At 50.0% G+C, this 20,730-nt stretch carries 22 protein-coding genes; 16 read left to right on the top strand and 6 right to left on the bottom strand.

Going from position 1 to position 20,730, the window contains the following annotated elements; genetic code table 11:
* Nucleotides 1-12: 12 nt before the first annotated feature.
* Nucleotides 13-1,275 (top strand): Glu/Leu/Phe/Val family dehydrogenase, encoded by a 1,263-nt coding sequence (locus tag GJV52_RS01605; protein ID WP_100563243.1) that lies wholly within the window; start codon nt 13-15, stop codon nt 1,273-1,275.
* Nucleotides 1,276-1,617: 342 nt separating this feature from the next.
* On the opposite strand, the gene GJV52_RS01600 is transcribed toward GJV52_RS01605, so the two are convergent.
* Both GJV52_RS01600 and rph read right to left on the bottom strand, forming a co-directional pair.
* On the bottom strand, nt 1,618-2,838 hold the full coding sequence (locus GJV52_RS01600; protein WP_095502673.1) for an aspartate kinase: 1,221 nt from the start codon (nt 2,836-2,838) through the stop codon (nt 1,618-1,620).
* Between the two features lie 265 nt (nt 2,839-3,103).
* Nucleotides 3,104-3,829 (bottom strand): ribonuclease PH, encoded by a 726-nt coding sequence (gene rph, locus GJV52_RS01595; protein ID WP_095502676.1) that lies wholly within the window; start codon nt 3,827-3,829, stop codon nt 3,104-3,106.
* 125 nt (nt 3,830-3,954) lie between these two features.
* Between rph and GJV52_RS01590 the strand changes: the two genes are divergently transcribed.
* Nucleotides 3,955-4,827, top strand: coding sequence for a YicC/YloC family endoribonuclease (locus tag GJV52_RS01590; protein WP_229439466.1), 873 nt, complete (start codon nt 3,955-3,957; stop codon nt 4,825-4,827).
* 468 nt (nt 4,828-5,295) lie between these two features.
* The gene (gene argH, locus GJV52_RS01585; protein ID WP_100563246.1) at nt 5,296-6,678 is read left to right on the top strand and encodes an argininosuccinate lyase; all 1,383 of its coding nucleotides are present in this window, start codon (nt 5,296-5,298) and stop codon (nt 6,676-6,678) included.
* Nucleotides 6,679-6,758: 80 nt separating this feature from the next.
* Here the strand turns inward: argH and GJV52_RS01580 are convergent, their stop codons facing one another.
* Nucleotides 6,759-7,805: an NAD(P)H-dependent flavin oxidoreductase gene (locus GJV52_RS01580; RefSeq protein ID WP_100563248.1), complete on the bottom strand. Its 1,047-nt coding sequence runs from the start codon at nt 7,803-7,805 to the stop codon at nt 6,759-6,761.
* Nucleotides 7,806-8,027: 222 nt separating this feature from the next.
* Between GJV52_RS01580 and GJV52_RS01575 the strand changes: the two genes are divergently transcribed.
* The 12 genes from GJV52_RS01575 (at nt 8,028) to greB (ending at nt 17,442) form a co-directional block, all read left to right on the top strand.
* Nucleotides 8,028-8,552, top strand: a complete 525-nt coding sequence (locus GJV52_RS01575; protein ID WP_100563251.1) for a gamma carbonic anhydrase family protein — start codon at nt 8,028-8,030, stop codon at nt 8,550-8,552.
* Nucleotides 8,553-8,606: 54 nt separating this feature from the next.
* A complete protein-coding gene (locus tag GJV52_RS01570; protein ID WP_100563253.1) occupies nt 8,607-9,209 on the top strand; it encodes a Maf family protein in 603 nt (200 codons plus the stop codon).
* A gap of 122 nt (nt 9,210-9,331) precedes the next feature.
* On the top strand, nt 9,332-10,111 hold the full coding sequence (rsmA, locus tag GJV52_RS01565; RefSeq protein WP_100563255.1) for a 16S rRNA (adenine(1518)-N(6)/adenine(1519)-N(6))-dimethyltransferase RsmA: 780 nt from the start codon (nt 9,332-9,334) through the stop codon (nt 10,109-10,111).
* A gap of 14 nt (nt 10,112-10,125) precedes the next feature.
* On the top strand, nt 10,126-10,695 hold the full coding sequence (locus GJV52_RS01560) for a nucleotidyltransferase family protein (RefSeq protein ID WP_095503638.1): 570 nt from the start codon (nt 10,126-10,128) through the stop codon (nt 10,693-10,695).
* A 30-nt stretch (nt 10,696-10,725) separates the two neighbouring features.
* Entirely contained in the window at nt 10,726-11,454 is a 729-nt protein-coding gene (locus GJV52_RS01555; protein ID WP_095503639.1) for an amino acid ABC transporter ATP-binding protein, read from the top strand.
* A 67-nt stretch (nt 11,455-11,521) separates the two neighbouring features.
* Nucleotides 11,522-11,881: a hypothetical protein gene (locus GJV52_RS01550; protein ID WP_095503640.1), complete on the top strand. Its 360-nt coding sequence runs from the start codon at nt 11,522-11,524 to the stop codon at nt 11,879-11,881.
* A gap of 2 nt (nt 11,882-11,883) precedes the next feature.
* Entirely contained in the window at nt 11,884-12,327 is a 444-nt protein-coding gene (locus tag GJV52_RS01545; RefSeq protein WP_095503641.1) for a protein YgfX, read from the top strand.
* A 68-nt stretch (nt 12,328-12,395) separates the two neighbouring features.
* Nucleotides 12,396-13,673: a bifunctional tetrahydrofolate synthase/dihydrofolate synthase gene (folC, locus tag GJV52_RS01540; RefSeq protein WP_095503642.1), complete on the top strand. Its 1,278-nt coding sequence runs from the start codon at nt 12,396-12,398 to the stop codon at nt 13,671-13,673.
* A gap of 12 nt (nt 13,674-13,685) precedes the next feature.
* Entirely contained in the window at nt 13,686-14,723 is a 1,038-nt protein-coding gene (locus GJV52_RS01535) for an SPOR domain-containing protein (protein WP_100563257.1), read from the top strand.
* The gene (locus tag GJV52_RS01530; protein WP_095503644.1) at nt 14,716-15,228 is read left to right on the top strand and encodes a CvpA family protein; all 513 of its coding nucleotides are present in this window, start codon (nt 14,716-14,718) and stop codon (nt 15,226-15,228) included. The genes GJV52_RS01535 and GJV52_RS01530 overlap by 8 nt, the downstream gene beginning before the upstream one ends.
* A 99-nt stretch (nt 15,229-15,327) precedes the next feature.
* On the top strand, nt 15,328-16,863 hold the full coding sequence (gene purF, locus GJV52_RS01525; protein ID WP_100563259.1) for an amidophosphoribosyltransferase: 1,536 nt from the start codon (nt 15,328-15,330) through the stop codon (nt 16,861-16,863).
* 87 nt (nt 16,864-16,950) lie between these two features.
* Nucleotides 16,951-17,442 (top strand): transcription elongation factor GreB, encoded by a 492-nt coding sequence (greB, locus tag GJV52_RS01520; protein WP_100563261.1) that lies wholly within the window; start codon nt 16,951-16,953, stop codon nt 17,440-17,442.
* A gap of 188 nt (nt 17,443-17,630) precedes the next feature.
* On the opposite strand, the gene ykgO is transcribed toward greB, so the two are convergent.
* Both ykgO and GJV52_RS01510 read right to left on the bottom strand, forming a co-directional pair.
* The gene (gene ykgO, locus GJV52_RS01515; protein ID WP_002222621.1) at nt 17,631-17,756 is read right to left on the bottom strand and encodes a type B 50S ribosomal protein L36; all 126 of its coding nucleotides are present in this window, start codon (nt 17,754-17,756) and stop codon (nt 17,631-17,633) included.
* A complete protein-coding gene (locus tag GJV52_RS01510) occupies nt 17,756-18,031 on the bottom strand; it encodes a type B 50S ribosomal protein L31 (RefSeq protein ID WP_100563263.1) in 276 nt (91 codons plus the stop codon). Before GJV52_RS01510 ends, ykgO begins: the two co-directional genes overlap by 1 nt.
* A 276-nt stretch (nt 18,032-18,307) precedes the next feature.
* Between GJV52_RS01510 and GJV52_RS01505 the strand changes: the two genes are divergently transcribed.
* Nucleotides 18,308-19,765, top strand: coding sequence for a TrkH family potassium uptake protein (locus GJV52_RS01505; RefSeq protein WP_095503648.1), 1,458 nt, complete (start codon nt 18,308-18,310; stop codon nt 19,763-19,765).
* Between the two features lie 62 nt (nt 19,766-19,827).
* On the opposite strand, the gene galU is transcribed toward GJV52_RS01505, so the two are convergent.
* Nucleotides 19,828-20,694 carry a UTP--glucose-1-phosphate uridylyltransferase GalU gene (galU, locus tag GJV52_RS01500; RefSeq protein WP_100563265.1) on the bottom strand — a complete coding sequence of 289 codons (867 nt, stop codon included), beginning with the start codon at nt 20,692-20,694 and terminating at the stop codon, nt 19,828-19,830.
* Nucleotides 20,695-20,730: the final 36 nt, after the last annotated feature.

Genomic DNA, 20,730 nt, shown 5'->3' with positions numbered 1-20,730 from the left:
AAGGACTTACTGATGTCGAATGCTGCAAAAGAAACACTGAATCCTTTTGAAATTGCTCAAAAACAAGTTAAAGCTGCGTGCGACCGTTTGAACACGGAACCGGCGGTGTATGAGATTTTGAAAAACCCGTTGCGCGTATTGGAAGTGACCTTTCCGGTGAAACTGGATAACGGCACGGTGAAAACCTTTACCGGCTACCGCTCGCAACACAACAACGCTGTGGGCCCTTACAAAGGCGGTATCCGCTTCCATCCGCACGTTAACATGGATGAAGTAAAAGCCTTATCTACTTGGATGACATTTAAATGCTGCGTGGCCGGTTTACCTTATGGTGGCGGCAAAGGCGGCATTACGCTCGATCCGAAAGATTATTCTGAAGCTGAATTGGAGCGCATTGCACGCGGTTACGCCAACGCCATTGCGCCGCTGATTGGTGAGAAAATCGATATTCCGGCACCGGATGTGAACACCAACGGCAAAGTGATGTCGTGGATGGTCGATGAATACGAAAGCATTGTGAAACATTCCGCGCCGGGCGTGTTTACCGGCAAACCGGTTGATTTTGGTGGCTCGTTGGCGCGTAATGAAGCCACCGGCTACGGCGTGAATTTTGCTGCTGTTCAAGCCTTGGAAAAAATCGGCAAAGACGTAAAAGGCGCGACTTACGCGATTCAAGGTTTTGGCAATGTCGGCTACCATACCGGTTTGTACGCGCATGAAGCCGGTGCCAAAGTGGTGGCGATTTCCACTGTGGACGTGGCCATCTACAATGAAAACGGCATCGACATGGATGCGGTATTGAAAGAATACCAAACCAACGGTTTCATCACCAATGAAGCAGGCTACGGCAAGGAAATCACCAATGCCGAATTGCTGGCTTTGGATGTGGACGTGTTGGCACCGTGTGCGCTGGAAAACCAAATCACCTCTGAAAATGCCGGTGATGTGAAAGCCAAAATCGTGGTGGAAGGCGCCAACGGCCCGACCACACCGGAAGCGGACGAAATTTTGCAGGCCAACGGCGTATTGGTGGTGCCAGATATTCTGGCCAACTGCGGCGGCGTGGTGGTGTCGTATTTCGAGTGGGTGCAAAACCTGCAAGGCTATTACTGGGAATTTAACGAAGTGCAGCAAAAGCAAACCGTGGTGTTGCGTCGTGCGTTCCAAGACATTTGGAACTTGGCGCAGGAATACAGCGTTGATTTGCGCACCGCTTCGTATATGATGAGTATTCGTCGCATTGAAAAAGCCATGAAGGCGCGCGGTTGGTATTAATGAAGTAGGGTAGTCAATAGGCCGTCTGAAAGGTGAATGCTTTCAGACGGCCTGCGACTTTTGAAAAACTCCAGCCCCAACAATAAAAATCAAAAACGACGTCATTCCCGCGCAGGCGGGAATCCATTTATGAGCAAGTTAAACTATTGAATAAAACAGGTTGCTTAAATTTTTCGATGGATTCCCGCCTGCGCGGGAATGACGGCGTTTTGTGTGTGCATAAGGTTTTGCAAAGGTATCAGCCTTTCTTGATTTAGCTGATTCGGAATCCATTTTTCAAATATAAAAGGCCGTCTGAAAACCAAGTTTTCAGACGGCCTATCTTATTTCATCAGAAAAAAATTATTTTTCCAATTCAAAAGCTTTGTGCAGAACGCGGGTAGCCAGTTCCATGTATTTTTCGTCAATCAATACGGAAACTTTGATTTCAGAAGTCGAAATCATTTGGATGTTGATGCCTTCTTCAGCCAAAGTGCGGAAGATTTTCGCTGCCACGCCGACGTGTGAACGCATGCCCATGCCCACTACGGAAACTTTGCATACGGTGTCGTCGCCATCGATATCCGCTGCGCCGATGCTGTCCTTCAAGTTGTTCAACAGGCTCAGTGTGGCTTTGTAATCGCCGCGCGGAACGGTAAACGAGAAGTCGGTGGTGCCCTCCGAGCCGACATTTTGGATAATCATGTCAACTTCAATATTGGCATCGGCTACCGCGCCCAAGATTTGGTAGGCCACGCCCGGTTTGTCAGGTACGCCGCGCACGTTGATGCGGGCTTGGTTTTTATCGGTGGCGATACCGGTTACGGCAGCTCTTTCCATGTTGTCGTCCTCTTCAAAGGTAATTAAGGTGCCGTTGCCGCCATCTTGCAGGCTGCTCAATACGCGCAGGCGTACTTTGTATTTTCCGGCGAATTCTACGGAGCGGATTTGCAAAACTTTCGAACCCAAGCTGGCCAGTTCCAACATTTCTTCAAAAGTAATGGTATCCAAGCGGCGCGCTTCAGGCACCACGCGTGGGTCGGTGGTGTACACGCCGTCTACATCGGTATAGATTTGGCATTCGTCCGCTTTCAGGGCGGCAGCCAGCGCAACGGCAGAAGTATCCGAGCCGCCGCGGCCTAAAGTGGCGATGTCGCCTTCGCTGCTGATGCCTTGGAAACCGGCCACAATTACCACGCGGCCGGCATCTAAGTCGGCACGCATTTTGGCGTCGTCAATGCTCTCGATGCGGGCTTTGGTGTGGGCAGTGTCGGTTTTCAAAGCGACTTGCCAGCCGGTGTAGCTCTTGGCATCTACGCCGATGTTTTTCAAGGCCATGGCAAGTAAACCGATGGTCACTTGTTCGCCGGTGGACAATACGACGTCTAACTCGCGTGGGTCGGGCGTGTCTTGCATTTCGTGTGCCAAGGCAACCAAGCGGTTGGTTTCACCGCTCATGGCCGATACCACGACAACAACGTCATGACCTTCGGCGCGGGCTTTGGCAACACGGTTGGCTACGTTTTTAATGCGTTCGGCGGAACCGACTGAGGTGCCGCCGTATTTTTGTACGATTAACGCCATTTTTTTCGTGCTTTCTTTGGGAGTTGGGGCAGCGGTTTGTTGCTGCGTTGGTGAGAAAAGTTTGGTTATTATTACTATTTTTTACATAAAATTCAAGGTTGCAGCCCGATTAATTCGGTTTTATGGCCTAACTCTTTGGGAAATGGGGCAGTTTCGTGACATTGTTGACAATATTGCCACTTGTTTTCGTGTGAATGATGGGCGTTATAAATGAAAAGGCCGTCTGAAACATAATGTTCAGACGGCGTTTGATGGATTATTTGAATTAAGCCTGTAAAGCAGCTTGCTGGTGTTGCACCAATTCGGCAATGCCTTTTTGGCCTAAGGCAATCAGTTTGCCCAATTCATCAAGCGTAAACGGTGCGCCTTCCGCTGTGCCTTGGATTTCGATGATTTTGCCTGAAGCGGTCATCACGATATTCACGTCACTGTCGCAGCCGGAGTCTTCGGGGTAATCCAAATCCAACAACGGTACACCGGCCACCACGCCCACAGATACGGCGGCAACGGCTTCGATAATTGGCGTTTCGGCAATCAGGCCGTCTGAAAGCAACTTGTTTGCCGCCATTTGCAAGGCCACAAATGCGCCGGTAATCGAAGCGGTGCGCGTGCCACCGTCGGCCTGGATCACGTCGCAATCGATTAAGATTTGACGCTCGCCCAGTTTTTTCATATCCACTACGGCACGCAGCGAGCGGCCGATTAAACGTTGAATTTCTTGCGTGCGGCCGGATTGTTTGCCGGCAGCGGCTTCACGGCGCATACGAGAAGCAGTCGAAGCGGGCAACATGCCGTATTCCGCAGTCACCCAGCCTTGTTCTTTACCGCGCAGAAACGGCGGTACGTTTTCATCAATCGATGCGGTGCAGATCACTTTGGTGTTACCACATTCGATAAGCACCGAGCCGTCGGCGTGCGGCAGAAAATTCGGTGTGATGCGGATGTCGCGCAGGTTGTCGGCAGCGCGGCTGGTGCGGATAGGGTGGGTCATAAAAATATTCCTTAATAAAAATATAGGGCGATTATAGCAGCTTCTTTCAGACGGCCTATCATCTGCTTGGGCGCTATGGTATATTGAAACCACTTTCACTCGTAATGTAGAAACGGAGTAAAACCATGACCATTCGCAGTATGACTGGCTTTGCCAATGCCGCCGGTGAATGTGGCAGCAAACGCATTAATTTGGAAATCCGCGCGGTGAACCACCGCTATTTAGACGTGCAATTCCGCATGCCTGATGATTTGCGCCATTTGGAAGGTGCGTTGCGCGAGCAGATTGCCGCTGAAGCCGTGCGCGGTAAATTGGAATGCCGCATTCAAATTCAAGACATTGCTCAAGGTGCGCAAGGCTTGGAAGTGAATCAGGACTTGGTGGCACAATTGGCCGGTTTAAATGAAAAATGGCGCGATGAGTTTGACGGCTTAGGCAAGTTGACCGTGGCGGATATTTTGAAATTTCCGGGTGTGTTGGCCAGCCAAAGCGAAGATCCGGAGGCATTTGCACAAGCCGTACAGGATTTGTTGAAACAGGCTTTGAAAGACTTCGCTGCCGCCCGCAAGCGCGAAGGTAAAAAACTGGCTGACCATCTGCTTGACCGCTTGGAAAAAATGGAAGGTATTGTTGATGCATTGAGCGAATTGTTCCCAAGCCTGTTGGAAGCACATATGGAAAAAGTGCGCACACGCTTGGCCGAAGCCGTGGCAAACATCGATAACGACCGCCTGCAGCAAGAGTTTGCTCTGTTTATTCAAAAATCCGATGTTGATGAAGAATTCAGCCGCTTGCGTACCCACATCGGCGAAGTACGCCGCATTGTGACCGAAAGCAAAGGCAGTGTCGGCAAACGCTTGGATTTTTTGATGCAAGAACTCAACCGCGAAGCCAATACTTTGGGCAGCAAAGCCATCGCTGCTGAAAGCACACAAGCGTCGGTGGAGCTGAAGGTATTAATCGAGCAAATGCGCGAGCAGGTACAAAACATCGAATAGGGTTTCAAGCAGGTTCTGTTAAGATTAAAAGCCGTCTGAAGTATTCAGGCGGCTTTTTAGTATAGTGTCTGAGTGATTTAACTGCCAAACCATGTAGATGGGGGGGTGTGTAGAAAGAAAAACGGATATTGATGAGAAGATATTGAAGCGTTTCTGCTTACAGTGTCAGTATCCTTATGAAAGCCAAAGCCAAGCATTTTTCAAATTTTATCGGATAATTTGCTGTCGGAGTACGGCTTTGGGTTTACAGTGTCGGCGAGTAGGCCGTCAGAGTTTAAAAGATGCCATTCAAGCAGCAGGAATGGTACAGCCGCTGTATTGTACTTATCCGGCGTCGTAAAAGTCCGGGATATTTTTTGAGGTAATTGACGTATAATGGCGCATGTAAAAGTTTAGCCATTTTTGTTTTTATGATGTTAACCTGATTTTGATGGTTAACTTTTTGTTTGATATCTGAGGAACAGCATAATGAGTAATGATAAAACCTGGTCGGGCCGTTTTAACGAGCCGGTATCCGAATTAGTGAAAAAATACACCGGTTCGATCGACTTCGATAAGCGTCTGGCCAAGTGGGATATTCAAGGCTCTTTGGCACACGCGCAAATGCTGCAGCAAAGCGGGGTATTGAGTGCCGATGATTTATCCGCCATCCAACAAGGTATGGCCGAGATTATAGCAGAAATCGAAGCCGGAAAAGTGGAATGGTCGCTGGATTTGGAAGATGTGCACATGAACATCGAGCGCCGTCTGACCGACAAAATCGGCGATGCCGGCAAACGCTTGCACACCGGCCGCAGCCGCAACGACCAAGTCGCCACCGATATCCGCTTGTGGTTGCGCGACCAAATCACCGACATCCAAACCCTGATTCAAGACCTTCAGGCGGCCTTGGTGGAGTTGGCCGAAGCCAATGCCGAAGTGGTGATGCCCGGTTTTACCCATTTGCAGGTTGCCCAGCCAGTGAGCTTTGGTCATCATATGCTGGCTTATGTTGAAATGCTCGGCCGCGACTTCGAGCGCATGGCCGACTGTCGCAAACGCGTCAACCGCATGCCTTTGGGTGCGGCAGCCTTGGCTGGTACCACTTATCCGATTCAGCGCGAAATCACTGCCGAATTGTTGGGTTTTGAACAAATCTGCCAAAACTCGCTCGATGCCGTGTCCGACCGCGATTTTGCCATCGAATTTACCGCCGCTGCTTCTTTGGTGATGATTCACTTGAGCCGCTTGAGCGAAGAATTAATTTTGTGGATGAGCCCGCGTTTTGGTTTTATCGACATTGCCGACCGCTTCTGCACCGGCTCAAGCATTATGCCGCAGAAGAAAAACCCTGATGTGCCGGAGCTGGTGCGCGGTAAGTCTGGTCGCGTGATTGGCCATCTGATGGGCTTGATTATGCTGATGAAATCGCAACCGTTGGCGTACAACAAAGACAATCAGGAAGATAAAGAGCCGTTGTTTGACACGGTTGATACCTTAATTGACACCTTGCGTATTTACGCCGACATGATGCGCGGCGTGACCGTGAAACCGGAAAACATGCGCGCTGCCGTGATGCAGGGTTTTGCCACCGCCACCGATTTGGCCGACTATTTGGTGAAAAAAGGCATGCCGTTCCGCGATTCGCATGAAGTGGTGGCGCAAGCCGTGCGCCATGCTGATGAAAAAGGCGTGGATTTGAGCGACTTGCCGCTGGACGTGTTGCAAGGCTTTTCCGATTTGGTGGCCGAAGATGTATATGAAGTGCTCACACCGGAAGGCAGCCTGAATGCCCGCAACCACTTGGCCGGCACAGCACCGGAGCAAGTGCGTTTCCAAGCTGCGCGTTGGAAAAAATTGTTGGCTGAATAAGCTGATTAATTAAAATAGGCCGTCTGAAAATATGTTGTTTTCAGACGGCCTATTTCATATTCAAAAAATGATTTTTAAAATTACGCCGTAAACCCGCCTGCAATTTCCGCAATAATTTCCGCCGCGCTGCCGCTGCGGGCAAGCCGTGCGTTTTGTCCTGCCCACAAAGGCGAAAAGTTATCGCTGCCTTGTTTTTCAGCGGCGCTGCGTAATGGTGCCGATGCGCTTTGGGCGAGTGGGAATGGTGGTGCGTCGGGGTGAATGCAGCCGTTTTCACGCATAAAGCGGTTGACGATGCCGCGCGCCAAGCCGCCGGAGAACAGATTGGTTAAAGCGGTGGTTTCTGCACGTGGGCTTTGCAAGGCGGCGCGGTGCAGGGTGCTGGTGCCGGCTTCGTCGGCCAACAATAAAGCCGTGCCGATTTGAATGCCGTCTGCGCCTAGTGTCTGCGCCACACGGGCGGTAGCTGCATTGCTGATACCGCCGGCCGCAATCACCGGTACATCGACTGCCGCACGGATTTGCGGCAGCAGCGCAAAAGTGCCGACTTGTTCATGCACTTGGCTGCGGAACATCGAGCGGTGGCCGCCCGCTTCCAAGCCTTGGGCAATCACCGCATCAGCACCGTTTTGCACCAGCCAGCGCGCTTCGTCAACCGTGGTGGCAGAAGCCAAAATTTTTGTCCCACTTTGCTTCACTTGTTGAAGCAAATCTTTTTCTGGTAAACCGAAATGAAAGCTGACGACCGGCGGCTTGAATTCGGTAATGATGTCTGCCTGTGCCGCACCGAAAGGCTGCCGTCCGCCGCCTTGTGTAATCTTATCGGTATTGATACCCAGTTCGTGATAATAAGGCGCCAGCGTGTTAAGCCATTGCTGCATCTTGTCGGCATCGGCTTCAGGTTGACGGTGGGCAAAAAAGTTGATGTTAAATGGCGCGTCGGTGGCAGCGCGGATGGTTAAGATTTCGGCACGCAGTTGCTCGGGTGAGAGCATGGCGGCGGGCAGTGAACCGAGCGCACCGGCACGGCAGGCAGCGATGGTGAGACGGCTGTTTTGCACGCCGGCCATCGGCGCTTGAATCACAGGCAAACGGCAGCCGAGCAGTTGGGTTAAGCGGTTGGACATGGGTTTTCCTTTGCAGAATGGCGTAGCTTGTTGAACTGAAAGAATAGTTTACCCATAATCAGGCCGTCTGAATATCAAAGAAATGATGTTCAGACGGTCTTGGTGAGACAGCCTGGCAAAAATGATTCAGCACAAATGCCGTCTGAAAAAAATTACCGCTTTTTCAGACGGCATTGATTATGTTATAAATCCCTTTCCAATATTGACTAAAAAGAGTACGCCATGCCGATTCGCCCTTACACACACCACGCCCCCGACATTCACGAAACATGCTTTATCGACGACACCGCCGTGGTCATCGGCCAAGTCAGCATGGCCGAGCAGGTCAACGTTTGGCCGCTGGTGGCCATGCGCGGCGATGTGAACCACATCCGCATCGGTGCGCGCACCAATATTCAAGACGGCAGCGTGTTGCATGTCACCGGCGTACGCCCCCAAAAGCCGGAAGGCTCGCCTTTAATCATCGGCGAAGACGTGACCATCGGCCACAAAGTAATCCTGCACGGCTGCACCATCGGCAACCGTGTATTGGTCGGCATGGGCGCGATTGTGTTGGACAACGTGGTGATTGACGATGAAGTGATGGTCGGTGCGGGCAGCGTGGTGCCGCCGGGTAAGCATCTGCAAAGCGGCTTTTTGTATCTCGGCTCGCCCGTCATACAAGCGCGTGCGTTGACGGATGAAGAAAAAGCGTTTTTAAAACAATCGGCTGTGAATTATATTAATCTTGCTGAAGAGTATAAATAAGTTTCAGACGGCCTATCTTGAGGCCGTCTGAAAATACAATAAAGCGATCACCTTATGAACTACATTTATCTCGCTTCCGGCAGCCCGCGCCGCCGTGAAATTTTAGAAAACTTAGGCTATACCGTGCAGCGCCTGCCTGCCGAAATCGATGAAACGCCGTATCCGCAAGAAAAGGCTGCCGATTATGTGCAACGCTTGGCGCGTGAGAAAAATGCCGCTGCAGTGGTGCAATGGCAGGCTAAGAATACCGAGCCGCCCGAGTTTCCGATTCTCACCGCCGACACCACCGTCGCTTATCAAAACCAAATCTTAGGCAAACCGGAAAACGAAGCCCATGCGGCGGAAATGTTGACGCAATTATCCGCCACCACGCATCAGGTCTATACCGCCGTCAGCGTGTATTGGCAGGGCGAAACATGCACACTGTTGCAGCAGAGTGATGTGACCTTCAAAACCATGAGTACGGCTGAAATCGCAGCCTATATTGCCAGCGGCGAACCGATGGATAAGGCCGGAGCGTATGGGATTCAAGGTTTGGGTGGTGTATTTGTCGCGCATTTGCAAGGCAGTTTTACCGGTGTGATGGGCTTGCCGGTGTTTGAAACAGTCGAACTTTTGGCGCAATTTGGTTTGGCTGTGCCGCCATTTGAAAAATGACAAAATAGGCCGTCTGAAAGCATGGCAAAAAAATATGCCGTTTTCAGACGGCCTTTTCTCAATCGGCGGATATTTTCAGTTACAATACATCCTTGAAAAAATCCCCCGAATAAAGACGCCGTATGAAAGAACACAAAGCCCGCAAACGCTTTGGGCAAAACTTTTTGCAAGACACGCGCATCATCAGCGATATTGTCAACGCCGTGCGCCCCGAGGTCGATGATATCGTTATCGAAATCGGCCCGGGTTTGGCCGCGATTACCGAGCCGCTGGCGAAAAAACTCAAGCAATTGCACGTTTGCGAAATCGACCGTGATATTGTCAAGCGATTGAAAACGCTGCCGTTTGCCGATAAATTGGTGATACACGAAGGCGATGTGCTGCAATTTGATTTCAACAGCATTGCAGGCAAAAAGAAAATTGTCGGCAACCTGCCTTATAATATTTCCACGCCGCTGCTGTTTAAATTGGCCGAAGTGGCCGATGACGTGATTGATATGCACTTTATGCTGCAAAAAGAAGTGGTCGAACGCATGGTGGCCGAGCCAAAAACCAACGACTACGGCCGCTTGGGCGTGATGCTGCAATACTTTTTTGAGATGGAGTCGCTAATTGACGTGCCGCCAGAGTCATTCGACCCCGCGCCGAAAGTCGATTCCGCCGTGGTGCGCATGATTCCGTCGAAACACCGCATCGGCAAAGCCGATGATTTCGAGCATTTTGCCAAACTGGTCAAGCTTGCTTTCCATCAGCGCCGCAAAACCATCCGCAATAATTTGAAAGAATTGGCCGACGATGCCGATTTAGAAGCCGTGGGCATCAGCCCGCAAGATCGCGCCGAACACATCGCGCCGGAAAAATATGTCGCCTTGAGCAATTATTTGGTGAATAAGGCCGTCTGAACAGAAGGGCATCCATGGAAACCAATCTGCGTAAAACCGAGCGGTTAATCCGCGAAATTAACCGCATTCATGCGCAATATTCGCAGGATTATTTCGAAAGCGGCAAAGTGGCCAAAATTAATTTGAGCCACACGTTGCGTAAAGTACCGACCGAGCATATTTTGTCTTACCGCCTGAATCTGCACGAAGCGATTAACGATTATCTGGCTTTTGCCGATACGCGCGGTATCGACTTTTTTTACCGCGTGAAAACCGCCGAAAGCATACACCATAAAATCGAGCGTTATCTGGCGCGCGACAACCAGTATCCGGTCAACAATATCCTCAACGATATTTTCGGCGCACGCCTGATTTGGCCGTCTGAAACCGTGGCTGAGATTTTGGAAAAGCTGGATGATTGGAAAGCGGAATATGGTTTGAAAAACTGGTATTTGCGCGATATTGACGGCTACATCGGCGTGCATATTTATTTTAAAAACAGCAGCAATTTCTATTATCCTTGGGAATTGCAGATTTGGGATGAAAAAGACGCCCAAGCCAATATTGAAAACCACATGGCGTATAAACGCGATTTTGTGCGCTAAACGGTCAAGCAGGCCGTCTGAAAGTAAAATATGATTAAATTCAAAAATGTACACAAACATTTCAAAGATTTGCACGTTATCAATGGTGTGAATCTGGAAGTCAAACAAGGCGAAGTGGTGGTGGTTTGCGGCCCGTCGGGCAGCGGCAAATCGACCTTAATCCGCACCGTCAACCAGCTGGAAAGCATTGAAAGCGGCGAAATCTGGGTCGATGGCGTGAATGTGGCCGATCCGAAAACCAATCTCAATAAAGTGCGTGAAGAAGTGGGCTTTGTGTTCCAAAGTTTCAATCTGTATCCGCATTTGAGCGTGTTGGAAAACATTGTGTTGTCGCCGATGAAAGTGAAAGGGCAGAGCCGCGCCCAAGCCGAAGCCAAGGCAATGGAATTGCTGGAGCGCGTCGGTTTGGCGCACAAAAAAGATGCCTTGCCGAGCCAATTGTCCGGCGGTCAGCAGCAGCGTGTGGCAATTGCCCGCGGTTTGGCGATGGAGCCGCGTGTGATGCTGTTTGACGAACCGACTTCGGCGCTGGATCCGGAAATGGTCGGCGAAGTGTTGCGGGTGATGAAAGACTTGGCGATGAGCGGCATGACCATGATGTGTGTGACGCACGAGATGGGTTTTGCCCGCGAAGTGGCCGACCGTGTGATTTTTGTCGATCACGGCCAAATCATCGAAGAAGCCACGCCGGAAGAATTTTTCACTAATCCGAAACACGAGCGCGCCAAGCAGTTTTTACAGCAGGTGATGACGCATTAATCAATGTGCAAGGCCGTCTGAACAGTATTCAGACGGCATGAAAGACAATAGCAATCAAAGGATAGTCATGTATTTTGTTGACCGCACCGCCGTGGTGTTAAAACCGACCGCACGTTTTTTGGAATGGCTGAAATCGGCCGATGAAAATATGCCTGATTTGACGGTAGAGCAAATCCGCACCAATTGCTCGGTGTTTTTGGTGCCGGAATTTGATGAGCCGGAAGCGGTGATTTCGTATTTTGACGAGCGTTACCAGCAGATTTTTGAAGCAGAAATTGCCGGTTGGGACGTGGATAAAGCCAAATGGCCGCAAGACATGAGCTTGAAGGCGTTTTGGGAATTTTTTGAAATTGAAATCCACGATATGGTTTTGGACATGGAAGATGCTGATTTAAACGTCAGCCCTGTGTTCGACAACATGATGTAACCATGCGCGCATTTCAGACGGCCTTGAAGCCTTCCCGCAGCCTGAAAATCATGGTGTTGATTTTGCACTTGGCGGCAGTAGTGATGTGTGCAGCGTGGTTTTACGGCGTGATGTTTTGGCTGGGTTTGCTCGGTTTGGCAGTAAGCTTGGTTTACGCTTGGTATCATGCCGATTTAAAAGGCAATCAGGCAATAAAGCAGATTGCGGTAAACCGTTTGCAGCAGGCCGCCATTTTTGTCGGGCGCGAGCAGACGGCTTTTGAAGCAGTATTGGGCGGCGCATCGCTGGTGACGTGTTATGTGTTGTTTTTGCAATGGCATACTGGCAGCCGCACCATTTGGCTATTGGTGTTGCCCGATATGTTGGATAAAGAAACCCACCGCCGCTTGCGCGTATGGGCGCGTTGGTGTCAAGTGGCGCAAACGCCGTCTGAACAAAAAATCTGATGTGCATTAAATATCATAAAACGCTGGTCTGTTTCAGACGGCCTTAAATAATAAATACCTGAAAAATAATGAAAACACTACAAGACTGGCTCTCTCATTTAGAAACCTCCCACAGCACCGGCCTTATCGATATGGGCTTGGAACGCGTCGGCGAAGTGAAAACCCGCATGGGCTTAACGCCGCAATGTCCTGTGGTGGTGGCGGCGGGCACCAACGGCAAAGGTTCGGTGTGTGCTTATTTGTCGCAGATTTATAAACAGGCCGGTTTTAAAGTGGGTACGCTGACCAGCCCGCATATTTTGCGCTTTAACGAACGCATTGCCGTGAATGCCGCGCCGGTTGACGACGAAACCATCGTGGCGGCGTTTGAGCGCATTGAAGCGGCGCGTGGCGATATTTCGCTGACTTATTTTGAATTCAATACCTTGGCGGCGGTGGATATTTTCATGCGTGCCGAAGTGGATGTGATGGTGCTGGAAGTCGGCTTGGGTGGGCGTTTGGACGCGGTAAATGTGTTCGATGCCGATTGCGCGGTGGTGACCAGTGTGGATTTGGATCATCAGGCGTTTTTGGGCGATACGGTCGAGCAGGTCGGCTTTGAAAAAGCGGGCGTGTTCCGCAGCGGCAAACCGGCGATTTGCGGTCAGAATCCGCCGCCGGAATCCTTGCGCCAACACGCTGAAAAAATCGGCGCGCATTTGTTGTTGGTCAAAGAAGATTTTGATTTCAACACCTTGGAAAATGTACAATGGAATTATCAGTTCCATCCGAAAGTTTCAGACGGCCTTTTCCCCAAACGCCGTAATGCCTTGCCATTTCCGGCTTTGCGCGGTGCGTACCAAATCGGCAATGCCGCCATCGCGCTAACAGTGTTGGAATGCTTGGCCGACAAGCTGCCGATTGATATTGGGGCAATTAAGCGCGGTTTGCTGCTGGTGGAAAATCCGGGGCGTTTCCAAGTGTTGCCGGGTCGTCCGCTGACTATTTTGGATGTCGGACACAATCCGCATGCCGCGCGTGCCTTGCGCCGCAGCCTGATTAATCTGGCATTTGCGCAAAACCGTATTGCCGTGTTCAGCATGTTGGCCGATAAAGATATTGACGGCGTGCTGGAGCTTGTGAAAGACCAGTTTGACGAATGGTATATCGCGCCTTTAAATATGTCGCGCGGCATGACGATTGATGCTTTGCAAGACAAACTGGCGCAGCACGACATCGATAAAATCAAAGTCTTTGACCATGTTCAAAGCGCTTACCAAGCCGCTTTGGCGAAAGCTTCTGAAAATGATAGAATTGTCGTTTTCGGTTCGTTTCATACTGTTGCCGATGTGATGGCGACCTTGTAAATAGGAAATTTCATGTCTGACGATAAGCAAAAAGAAGTTTTAACCGGTTATGAGCAGCTCAAACGCCGCAACCGCCGCCGCTTGGTGATGACGTCAGGATTGGTCGTGGTTGCCGGTATTTTGTTGGCTTCTGTATTGAGCACGGGCAGCGACGATGAAGAAAAAGCAGCACTAACAGCCGCAGTAGCACAAAATGATGCGCAAGGCGATGTCGCCAATGCTGCCGTGTTGGAACCGAGCAATAAGGAAGAAGCACAAGCCGCCGCTCAAGAGCAAGCTGCCGCACAAAGCAGTGAGCCTGAACAACCGGTGGAAGTGTTGAGACCTGCCGCCGCTACGCCACCGCAAGACATCGGTGCGCCGTTGGTGTTGATTAACGACAAATTGGTCGACAGCGACATCAAAGGCTTGGAAGAATCAGAGCGCATTCGTAAAGCCGAAGAAGAAAAACGCGCAGCAGAAGAGCAGAAGGCTGAAGCGCGCCGTCAACGCTTGGCAGAACAACGCGCAGCCAAACGCGCCGAAGAAAAACGTTTAGCAGCGGAAAAAGAAGCAGCGAAGAAACGTGCTGCGGCAGCGAAGGCTGAGAAATCAGAACGTAATGCAGAAGCTGAACGCAAGCAAGCAGAAAAAGCTGCCGCCGAGCGTAAAGCCAAACAAGCTGAAGAGAAGAAAGCAGCTGCGGCCAAATCCAAAGCAGAAGCCGATAAAAAAGCAGCGGCTGCTAAAGCCAAAGAAACCGAGAAAAAAGCCGCCACCAAAAAAGCAGAACCGGCTAAGGCTAAATCGACTGAAAAAGCAGCCGATAGCGGTTCTAAAGGTCAAAAAGCTGCTATTCAGGCCGGTTATTCCGATAAAGAACGCGCCCAAAGCCTGCAGCGCAAAATGAAAGCAGCCGGTATTAATGCCACCATTAGCGAAGTCAAAACCGATAAAGGTGTGGTTTACCTTGTGAAATCAAACTCATATAAGAGCCGCCAAGAAGCTGCGAAAGATTTGGAAAAATTGCGCTCTAAAAACGGCATCGCAGGACAGGTCGTGAATGAGTAATATTCCTTTGGCGGATTTATTGGCTTTCGGCGTGATTGCGGCCTGTATTATCATGTCGCTCATGCGCGGCGTGATTGCCGAAATCAGCTCACTGATTACTTGGGTTGTGGCGTTTTTCATTGCCAAGTGGTTTGCCGTGCCATTTTCTGAAATTGCCTTTAAATCTTTCGAGCCGCAAGCCTTGGGTGTGGCATTGGCCTTTATCATGCTGTTTGTTGCGGCATGGTTGGTGCAACGTTTCTTGCGCTCATTGCTGACTGCCGGTGTATCGGCCATCGGGCTGGGCAGCGTTAACCGCTTGCTTGGCGGTGTATTCGGTGCAGCTAAAGGCGTATTGCTGGTGACGCTGGCCGTGATGGTGTGTTCCTACACCGATTTGCCGGAAACGGATGACTGGCAGGCATCGCACACCATTCCTTATTTTGAAACCTTGGCGCATGATGTGGTGATGCCTTATTTGCCGACGATTGGCAACAGATTAAACGATACGGATATTCCTTCATAATACAACCGGTTTCAGACGGCCTTTTTGATACAGGCTGTCTGAAACCGGTTTAATCTTGTTTTATTTCATTGGGTTAATTCTTTTATTCGGAGAACACAAATGTGTGGTGTATTAGGGTTGGTGAGTAACGAGCCGGTCAATCAGCTTTTGTATGATGGTTTGCAGATGCTGCAGCATCGCGGTCAGGATGCGGCGGGCATCGTGACAGCTGAAGGCAGCATGTTCCATATGCATAAAGGCAAAGGCATGGTGCGCGAAGTGTTCCGCACGCGTAATATGCGCGATTTAATCGGTCATTCCGGCATTGCTCATGTGCGTTACCCAACCGCAGGCAATGCAGGCAGCAGCGCCGAAGCGCAGCCGTTTTACGTGAGCTCGCCTTTCGGTATCGTGTTGGCGCACAACGGTAATTTGACCAATACTGCCGAACTGTATGAAAACGTGTGCCACAAACACCTGCGCCACATCAATACCAGCTCCGATTCGGAAGTATTGCTGAATGTATTCGCGCATGAGTTGCGTCATGAAGTCTCGAAAAACAGCGACAAAGTGTTGAGCACCGACAATGTATTTACCGCTGTTAAAGCCGTGCATGAATTGGTGCGCGGTGCCTATGGTGTGGTGGCGATGATTGCCGGCTACGGTATGGTGGCTTTCCGCGACCCGCACGGCATCCGTCCGCTGGTGTTGGGTTCGAAAACCGATGAAAACGGTTTCAAATCTTACGCCGTAGCTTCCGAATCGGTGGCTTTCAATGCTTTAGAATACGATTTAGAACGCGATATTGAGCCGGGTGAAGCGGTGTTTATCAGCTTTGACGGCCAGTTTTTCTCGCGCCAATGCAGCGCATCACAATTGAAACCATGTTTGTTTGAATACGTTTATTTTGCCCGTCCGGACTCGGTGATTGACGAAGTATCGGTGTATCAGGCGCGTTTGGATATGGGCGTGTCGCTGGCAGAAAAAATCAAGCGTGAATTGCCAATTGACGACATCGACGTGATTATGCCAATTCCCGATACCAGCCGCCCGAGCGCTATGGAATTGGCCATGCACTTGAACAAACCTTACCGCGAAGGTTTGATTAAAAACCGCTACATCGGCCGCACCTTCATCATGCCGGGGCAGGCGACGCGTAAAAAATCCGTTCGCCAAAAATTGAGCCCGATGGAAACCGAATTCAAAGGCAAAAGCGTGTTGTTGGTGGATGACTCCATCGTACGCGGTACCACCAGCCATGAAATTGTCGAAATGGTTCGCGCTTCAGGCGCACGCAAAGTGTATATCGCATCGGCCGCACCGGAAGTGCGCTTCCCGAACGTGTACGGCATCGACATGCCGACGCGTGAAGAACTGATTGCCAACGGCCGCACACCGGCTGAAATTGCACAGGAAATCAGCGCCGACGGCATTGTGTTCCAAGATTTGAACGACTTGGAAGCGGTAGTCAAAGCCTTGAATCCGAAAATCGAAGGTTTTGATTCTTCATGCTTTAACGGCATTTACCTGACCGGCGACATCGACGAAGCCTATTTGCAGCGTTTATCAGAAGGCAAAACCGGCTGCGGCGGCCTGAAAGTCATGCCAAGCAAAATGGAACACAGCATCACCATCAGCAGCAGCGACGAAGAATAAGCAGGAAAGAAAAGGCCGTCTGAAAGCGCAAAGGGTTTTCAGACGGCCTTTCGATTGAATTAAAATAAAGTCCGTAAAGGATTTATTATGACAGCAGAAACCAAAAATTACATCACGCCCGTCGGCTGGCAGGCATTAAAAGACGAACTTTATCAACTGGTCAACAAAGAGCGTCCTGAAATCGTGCAAATCGTCAACTGGGCAGCAAGCAACGGCGATCGCAGTGAAAATGGCGATTATCTTTACGGCAAACGTCGTATGCGCGAAATTGACCGTCGTATCCGTTTCCTAACCAAGCGTTTGGAAGCCGCGGTAGTGGTCGATCCGGAAGCACGCGAAGCGACTGATCAAGTATTTTTCGGCGCGACTGTCGAATTATTGCGCGGTGATGGCAGCGAGCAAACTGTGAAAATCGTCGGCGTGGACGAGATTGATACCGCACAAAACAAAATTTCGTGGATTTCCCCTTTAGCGCGTTGCCTGATTAAAGCGCGCGAAGGCGATGAAGTGGTGCTCAACGGGCCGGAAGGGCGTGAAGAGATTGAGATTTTATCGGTTGAATATTGCCGCATTGATTGAGGCTGTCTGAAAAAAATCAGTAATTCTTTCTAAGCATTCATATCGAGGCCGTCTGAAATTCAGACGGCCTTTCATCATTTGCATAACGTTCATAAAAAATAAACAAAAAAATGCCGCACCAAGGGGATGCGGTGCGGCCAAATCTCAATAGCCAGAGAGAGTTACATAAAAAATCACAGCAAAAAAGGTTAACGCTGACGCGCCTTGAAACGCGGATTGCTCTTACAAATCACATACACTTTGCCTTTACGGCGCACGATTTGGCAATCTCGGTGGCGCTGTTTCGCCGTTTTCAGAGAAGATAAAACCTGCATCATTTATCCTTTCTCAAAGAACCCATCATGGATTGGAAACGTTGATGGAACTTGCTGGCGCGGCCTTCGGTGGTCACGTTGCGCTGTTTGCCGGTGTAAACAGGGTGGGAGGCGGAAGAGGTATCCAAAGAAAACAATGGGTATTCGTTGCCGTCTTTCCAAACCATGGTTTTGCCGTGGGTATTGGCGCATGAACGGATGAGCCAGCCTTCGTCGGCGCCGCTGTCGTAGAATAAAACGGTGCGGTAATTATCCGGATGAATATCAGGTTTCATAAAATTTCCTAGCAAATGTTATGGTATAACATTATATACCTATTTTGCTAAAAGACAAGTTTGTGACAAGATAAAACCCCAGTATTAAACCTAATCATCTGTTTTATTTTGAGATTTATTCTCATTTTAAGCGGTTTAAAATCGAAATATCCATATCCATTTGTAGAGAATTTGATAAAATACGCTTTCAGACGGCCTTATTAATAGCAAGGCCGTCTGAAATTTTTGAATTGTTTCGGCAGCCGTGTTCAAACGGCCTGCGTTTAAAAGATTGATATGTATAAAGTCATACCGATTATCCACGTGCTGTCCAAGCTCGGCGTATTGTTTTCGCTGTTGCTGATGGTGCCGACGCTGATGTCGTATTTTTTTCTCGACAGCGCGTTTCCGGCATTTGCCCGCACCGCGCTGGTGACGACGTTTTCTTCCTGCACCATCTGGCTGCTGACGCTGCGCTATAACCGCGAGTTGCGCCCGCGCGACGGTTTTACTTTGGTGATTATGCTGTGGCTGGCGTTCGCCATAGTGGCGGCGGTGCCGATTTATTTATATGTGCCGCACATGAGTTTTACCGATGCGTTTTTTGAGGCGATGTCGGGCTTAACCACTACGGGGGCGACGGTTATCAGCAGCTTGGATACCTTGGCGCCGTCGGTCAATTTTTGGCGGCACATGCTCAACTGGCTGGGCGGCATGGGTATTATCGTGTTGGCGGTGGCGATTTTGCCGATGTTGGGTGTCGGTGGTACGCAGCTTTTCAAGGCTGAAATCCCGGGTTTGGACAAAGAAAGCAAGATGGCGCCGCGGATTTCGCAGGTGGCCAAAAAGCTGTGGGGTGCTTATATTTTAACCACAGTGGCGGCATTTTTTTCCTTGCATTGGGCGGGGATGAGCTGGTTTGATGCGCTTTGCCACGCCATGTCGTCGGTGGCTTTGGGCGGATTTTCCACGCATGATGACAGCATCGCTTATTTCAATTCGGTGAAAATCGAATGGACGATTATGTTTTTCACGCTGTTTGGCGGCATCAATTTTGCCAGCCACTTTGCTGCACTGGGCGGGCGTTCGCTGAAAGTGTATTGGAAAGACGAAGAATGCCGCGTGTTGTTGCTGGCGATGACATGCAGCATCATCATGGCCAGTCTGTATTTGTGGCATAAAGAATTTTATCCGTCGCTGGCTGATGCATTTCGTTTTGTCAGCTTTAATTTTGTGTCGATTGGCTTGGCCAGCGGCTTTGCGAATACCGATTTTGCCAAATGGCCGCTGCTGATTTCGTTGTGGATGTTTTTCTTGTCTAACGTATTGGCGTGTTCCGGCTCGATGGGTGGCGGCATTAAAAACGTGCGCGCTTTGGTGCTGTTTAAATTCAGTTTGCGCGAAATGATGATTTTGTTGCACCCGCGCGCGGTGCGTACGGTGAAGGTGAATAATCGCAGCATTTCCGAACGCATGGCCTTGACAGTGATGTCGTTTATTTTTGTGTATTTTATGACGGTGGTCGTGTTCACCTTCTTGATGATGGTTACCGGCTTGGATTTTGTTTCCGCGTTTACAGCGGTGATCGCCTGCATTACCAATGCGGGGCCGGGCTTGGGTGAAGTGGGGCCGGCGCATAATTACGCCAGCTTGAATGATGTGCAGAAATGGCTGTGCACCATTGTGATGCTGCTGGGGCGTTTGGAAATTTTCACGGTGTTGATTCTGTTTACACCGGCGTATTGGAAAAAATAAATGACTATAAAGTAGGCCGTCTGAAAAAATCATTTTCAGACGGCCTGTTTTATGGTCACAAATTATTTAACGTATTGTTTCAATAATTCGGCAAAGTCTTTTGCGGTTTCTGGGTGTTTCAAACCATAAGCCAAAGTGGCTTCCAGATAACCTAATTTGCTGCCACAGTCGTAGCGCTTGCCTTCGAACGCGTGTGCCAACACAAATTCGTGATCCAGCAGGCGGGCGATGGCATCGGTAAGTTGGATTTCATTGCCTGCACCGCGTGGCAAGTTGGTCAGTAAATCAAAAATGCGCGGGGTCAGGATGTAGCGGCCGACCACGGCTAAGTTGGAAGGGGCTTCTTCCGGTTTTGGTTTTTCCACAATATTGGTGATGCGCTGGAAGCTTTTGAGTTGTTCCACTTCAACAATGCCGTATGAACCGGTTTGCGATGGATCAACAGTTTCCACGCCCAATACGCTGTTGCCGCTTTGATTGTAGATATCGACCATTTGCTTCAACGCGCCTTGTGGGGCATCGATTAAGTCATCCGCCAAAATGACGGCAAACGGCTCATCGCCGACAGCGGCGCGAGCGCACAATACGGCATGACCCAAGCCCAAGGCTTCGGCTTGGCGGATATACAGACAAGTGATTTCAGGTGGCAAAATGTCTTTAACGTGCGCCAGCAGTTTTTCTTTGTTACGATGTTCCAATTCGGTTTCCAGCTCGTAGGCTTTGTCGAAATGGTCTTCAATGCTGCGTTTGTTGCGGCCGGTCACAAACACCATTTCGGTGCAGCCGGCGGCAACGGCTTCTTCAACCGCATATTGAATCAAAGGCTTATCAACGATAGGCAGCATTTCTTTCGGGCTGGCTTTAGTAGCAGGTAAAAAACGTGTGCCCATGCCGGCAACGGGAAATACGGCTTTTTTAATCGGTTTCATGATGTCTCCGTGTGTAACAATTTCTAATCTTACCTG

It is taken from the genome of Neisseria brasiliensis (genome assembly GCF_009671065.1).
Taxonomy (GTDB): domain Bacteria; phylum Pseudomonadota; class Gammaproteobacteria; order Burkholderiales; family Neisseriaceae; genus Neisseria; species Neisseria brasiliensis.
This window is presented reverse-complemented; position numbering and strand designations above follow the sequence as displayed.

Coding starts and splice junctions, on each gene's coding strand:
- folC (WP_095503642.1), top strand. CDS start 12,396: ATGAAAACACTACAAGACTGGCTCTCTCATTTAGAAACCTCCCACAGC.
- GJV52_RS01510 (WP_100563263.1), bottom strand. CDS start 18,031: ATGAAACCTGATATTCATCCGGATAATTACCGCACCGTTTTATTCTAC.
- GJV52_RS01545 (WP_095503641.1), top strand. CDS start 11,884: ATGCGCGCATTTCAGACGGCCTTGAAGCCTTCCCGCAGCCTGAAAATC.
- rph (WP_095502676.1), bottom strand. CDS start 3,829: ATGACCCACCCTATCCGCACCAGCCGCGCTGCCGACAACCTGCGCGAC.
- GJV52_RS01555 (WP_095503639.1), top strand. CDS start 10,726: ATGATTAAATTCAAAAATGTACACAAACATTTCAAAGATTTGCACGTT.
- argH (WP_100563246.1), top strand. CDS start 5,296: ATGAGTAATGATAAAACCTGGTCGGGCCGTTTTAACGAGCCGGTATCC.
- GJV52_RS01535 (WP_100563257.1), top strand. CDS start 13,686: ATGTCTGACGATAAGCAAAAAGAAGTTTTAACCGGTTATGAGCAGCTC.
- GJV52_RS01575 (WP_100563251.1), top strand. CDS start 8,028: ATGCCGATTCGCCCTTACACACACCACGCCCCCGACATTCACGAAACA.
- GJV52_RS01600 (WP_095502673.1), bottom strand. CDS start 2,838: ATGGCGTTAATCGTACAAAAATACGGCGGCACCTCAGTCGGTTCCGCC.
- purF (WP_100563259.1), top strand. CDS start 15,328: ATGTGTGGTGTATTAGGGTTGGTGAGTAACGAGCCGGTCAATCAGCTT.
- GJV52_RS01590 (WP_229439466.1), top strand. CDS start 3,955: ATGACCATTCGCAGTATGACTGGCTTTGCCAATGCCGCCGGTGAATGT.
- GJV52_RS01605 (WP_100563243.1), top strand. CDS start 13: ATGTCGAATGCTGCAAAAGAAACACTGAATCCTTTTGAAATTGCTCAA.
- ykgO (WP_002222621.1), bottom strand. CDS start 17,756: ATGCAGGTTTTATCTTCTCTGAAAACGGCGAAACAGCGCCACCGAGAT.
- rsmA (WP_100563255.1), top strand. CDS start 9,332: ATGAAAGAACACAAAGCCCGCAAACGCTTTGGGCAAAACTTTTTGCAA.
- GJV52_RS01560 (WP_095503638.1), top strand. CDS start 10,126: ATGGAAACCAATCTGCGTAAAACCGAGCGGTTAATCCGCGAAATTAAC.
- galU (WP_100563265.1), bottom strand. CDS start 20,694: ATGAAACCGATTAAAAAAGCCGTATTTCCCGTTGCCGGCATGGGCACA.
- GJV52_RS01580 (WP_100563248.1), bottom strand. CDS start 7,805: ATGTCCAACCGCTTAACCCAACTGCTCGGCTGCCGTTTGCCTGTGATT.
- GJV52_RS01530 (WP_095503644.1), top strand. CDS start 14,716: ATGAGTAATATTCCTTTGGCGGATTTATTGGCTTTCGGCGTGATTGCG.
- greB (WP_100563261.1), top strand. CDS start 16,951: ATGACAGCAGAAACCAAAAATTACATCACGCCCGTCGGCTGGCAGGCA.
- GJV52_RS01505 (WP_095503648.1), top strand. CDS start 18,308: ATGTATAAAGTCATACCGATTATCCACGTGCTGTCCAAGCTCGGCGTA.
- GJV52_RS01570 (WP_100563253.1), top strand. CDS start 8,607: ATGAACTACATTTATCTCGCTTCCGGCAGCCCGCGCCGCCGTGAAATT.
- GJV52_RS01550 (WP_095503640.1), top strand. CDS start 11,522: ATGTATTTTGTTGACCGCACCGCCGTGGTGTTAAAACCGACCGCACGT.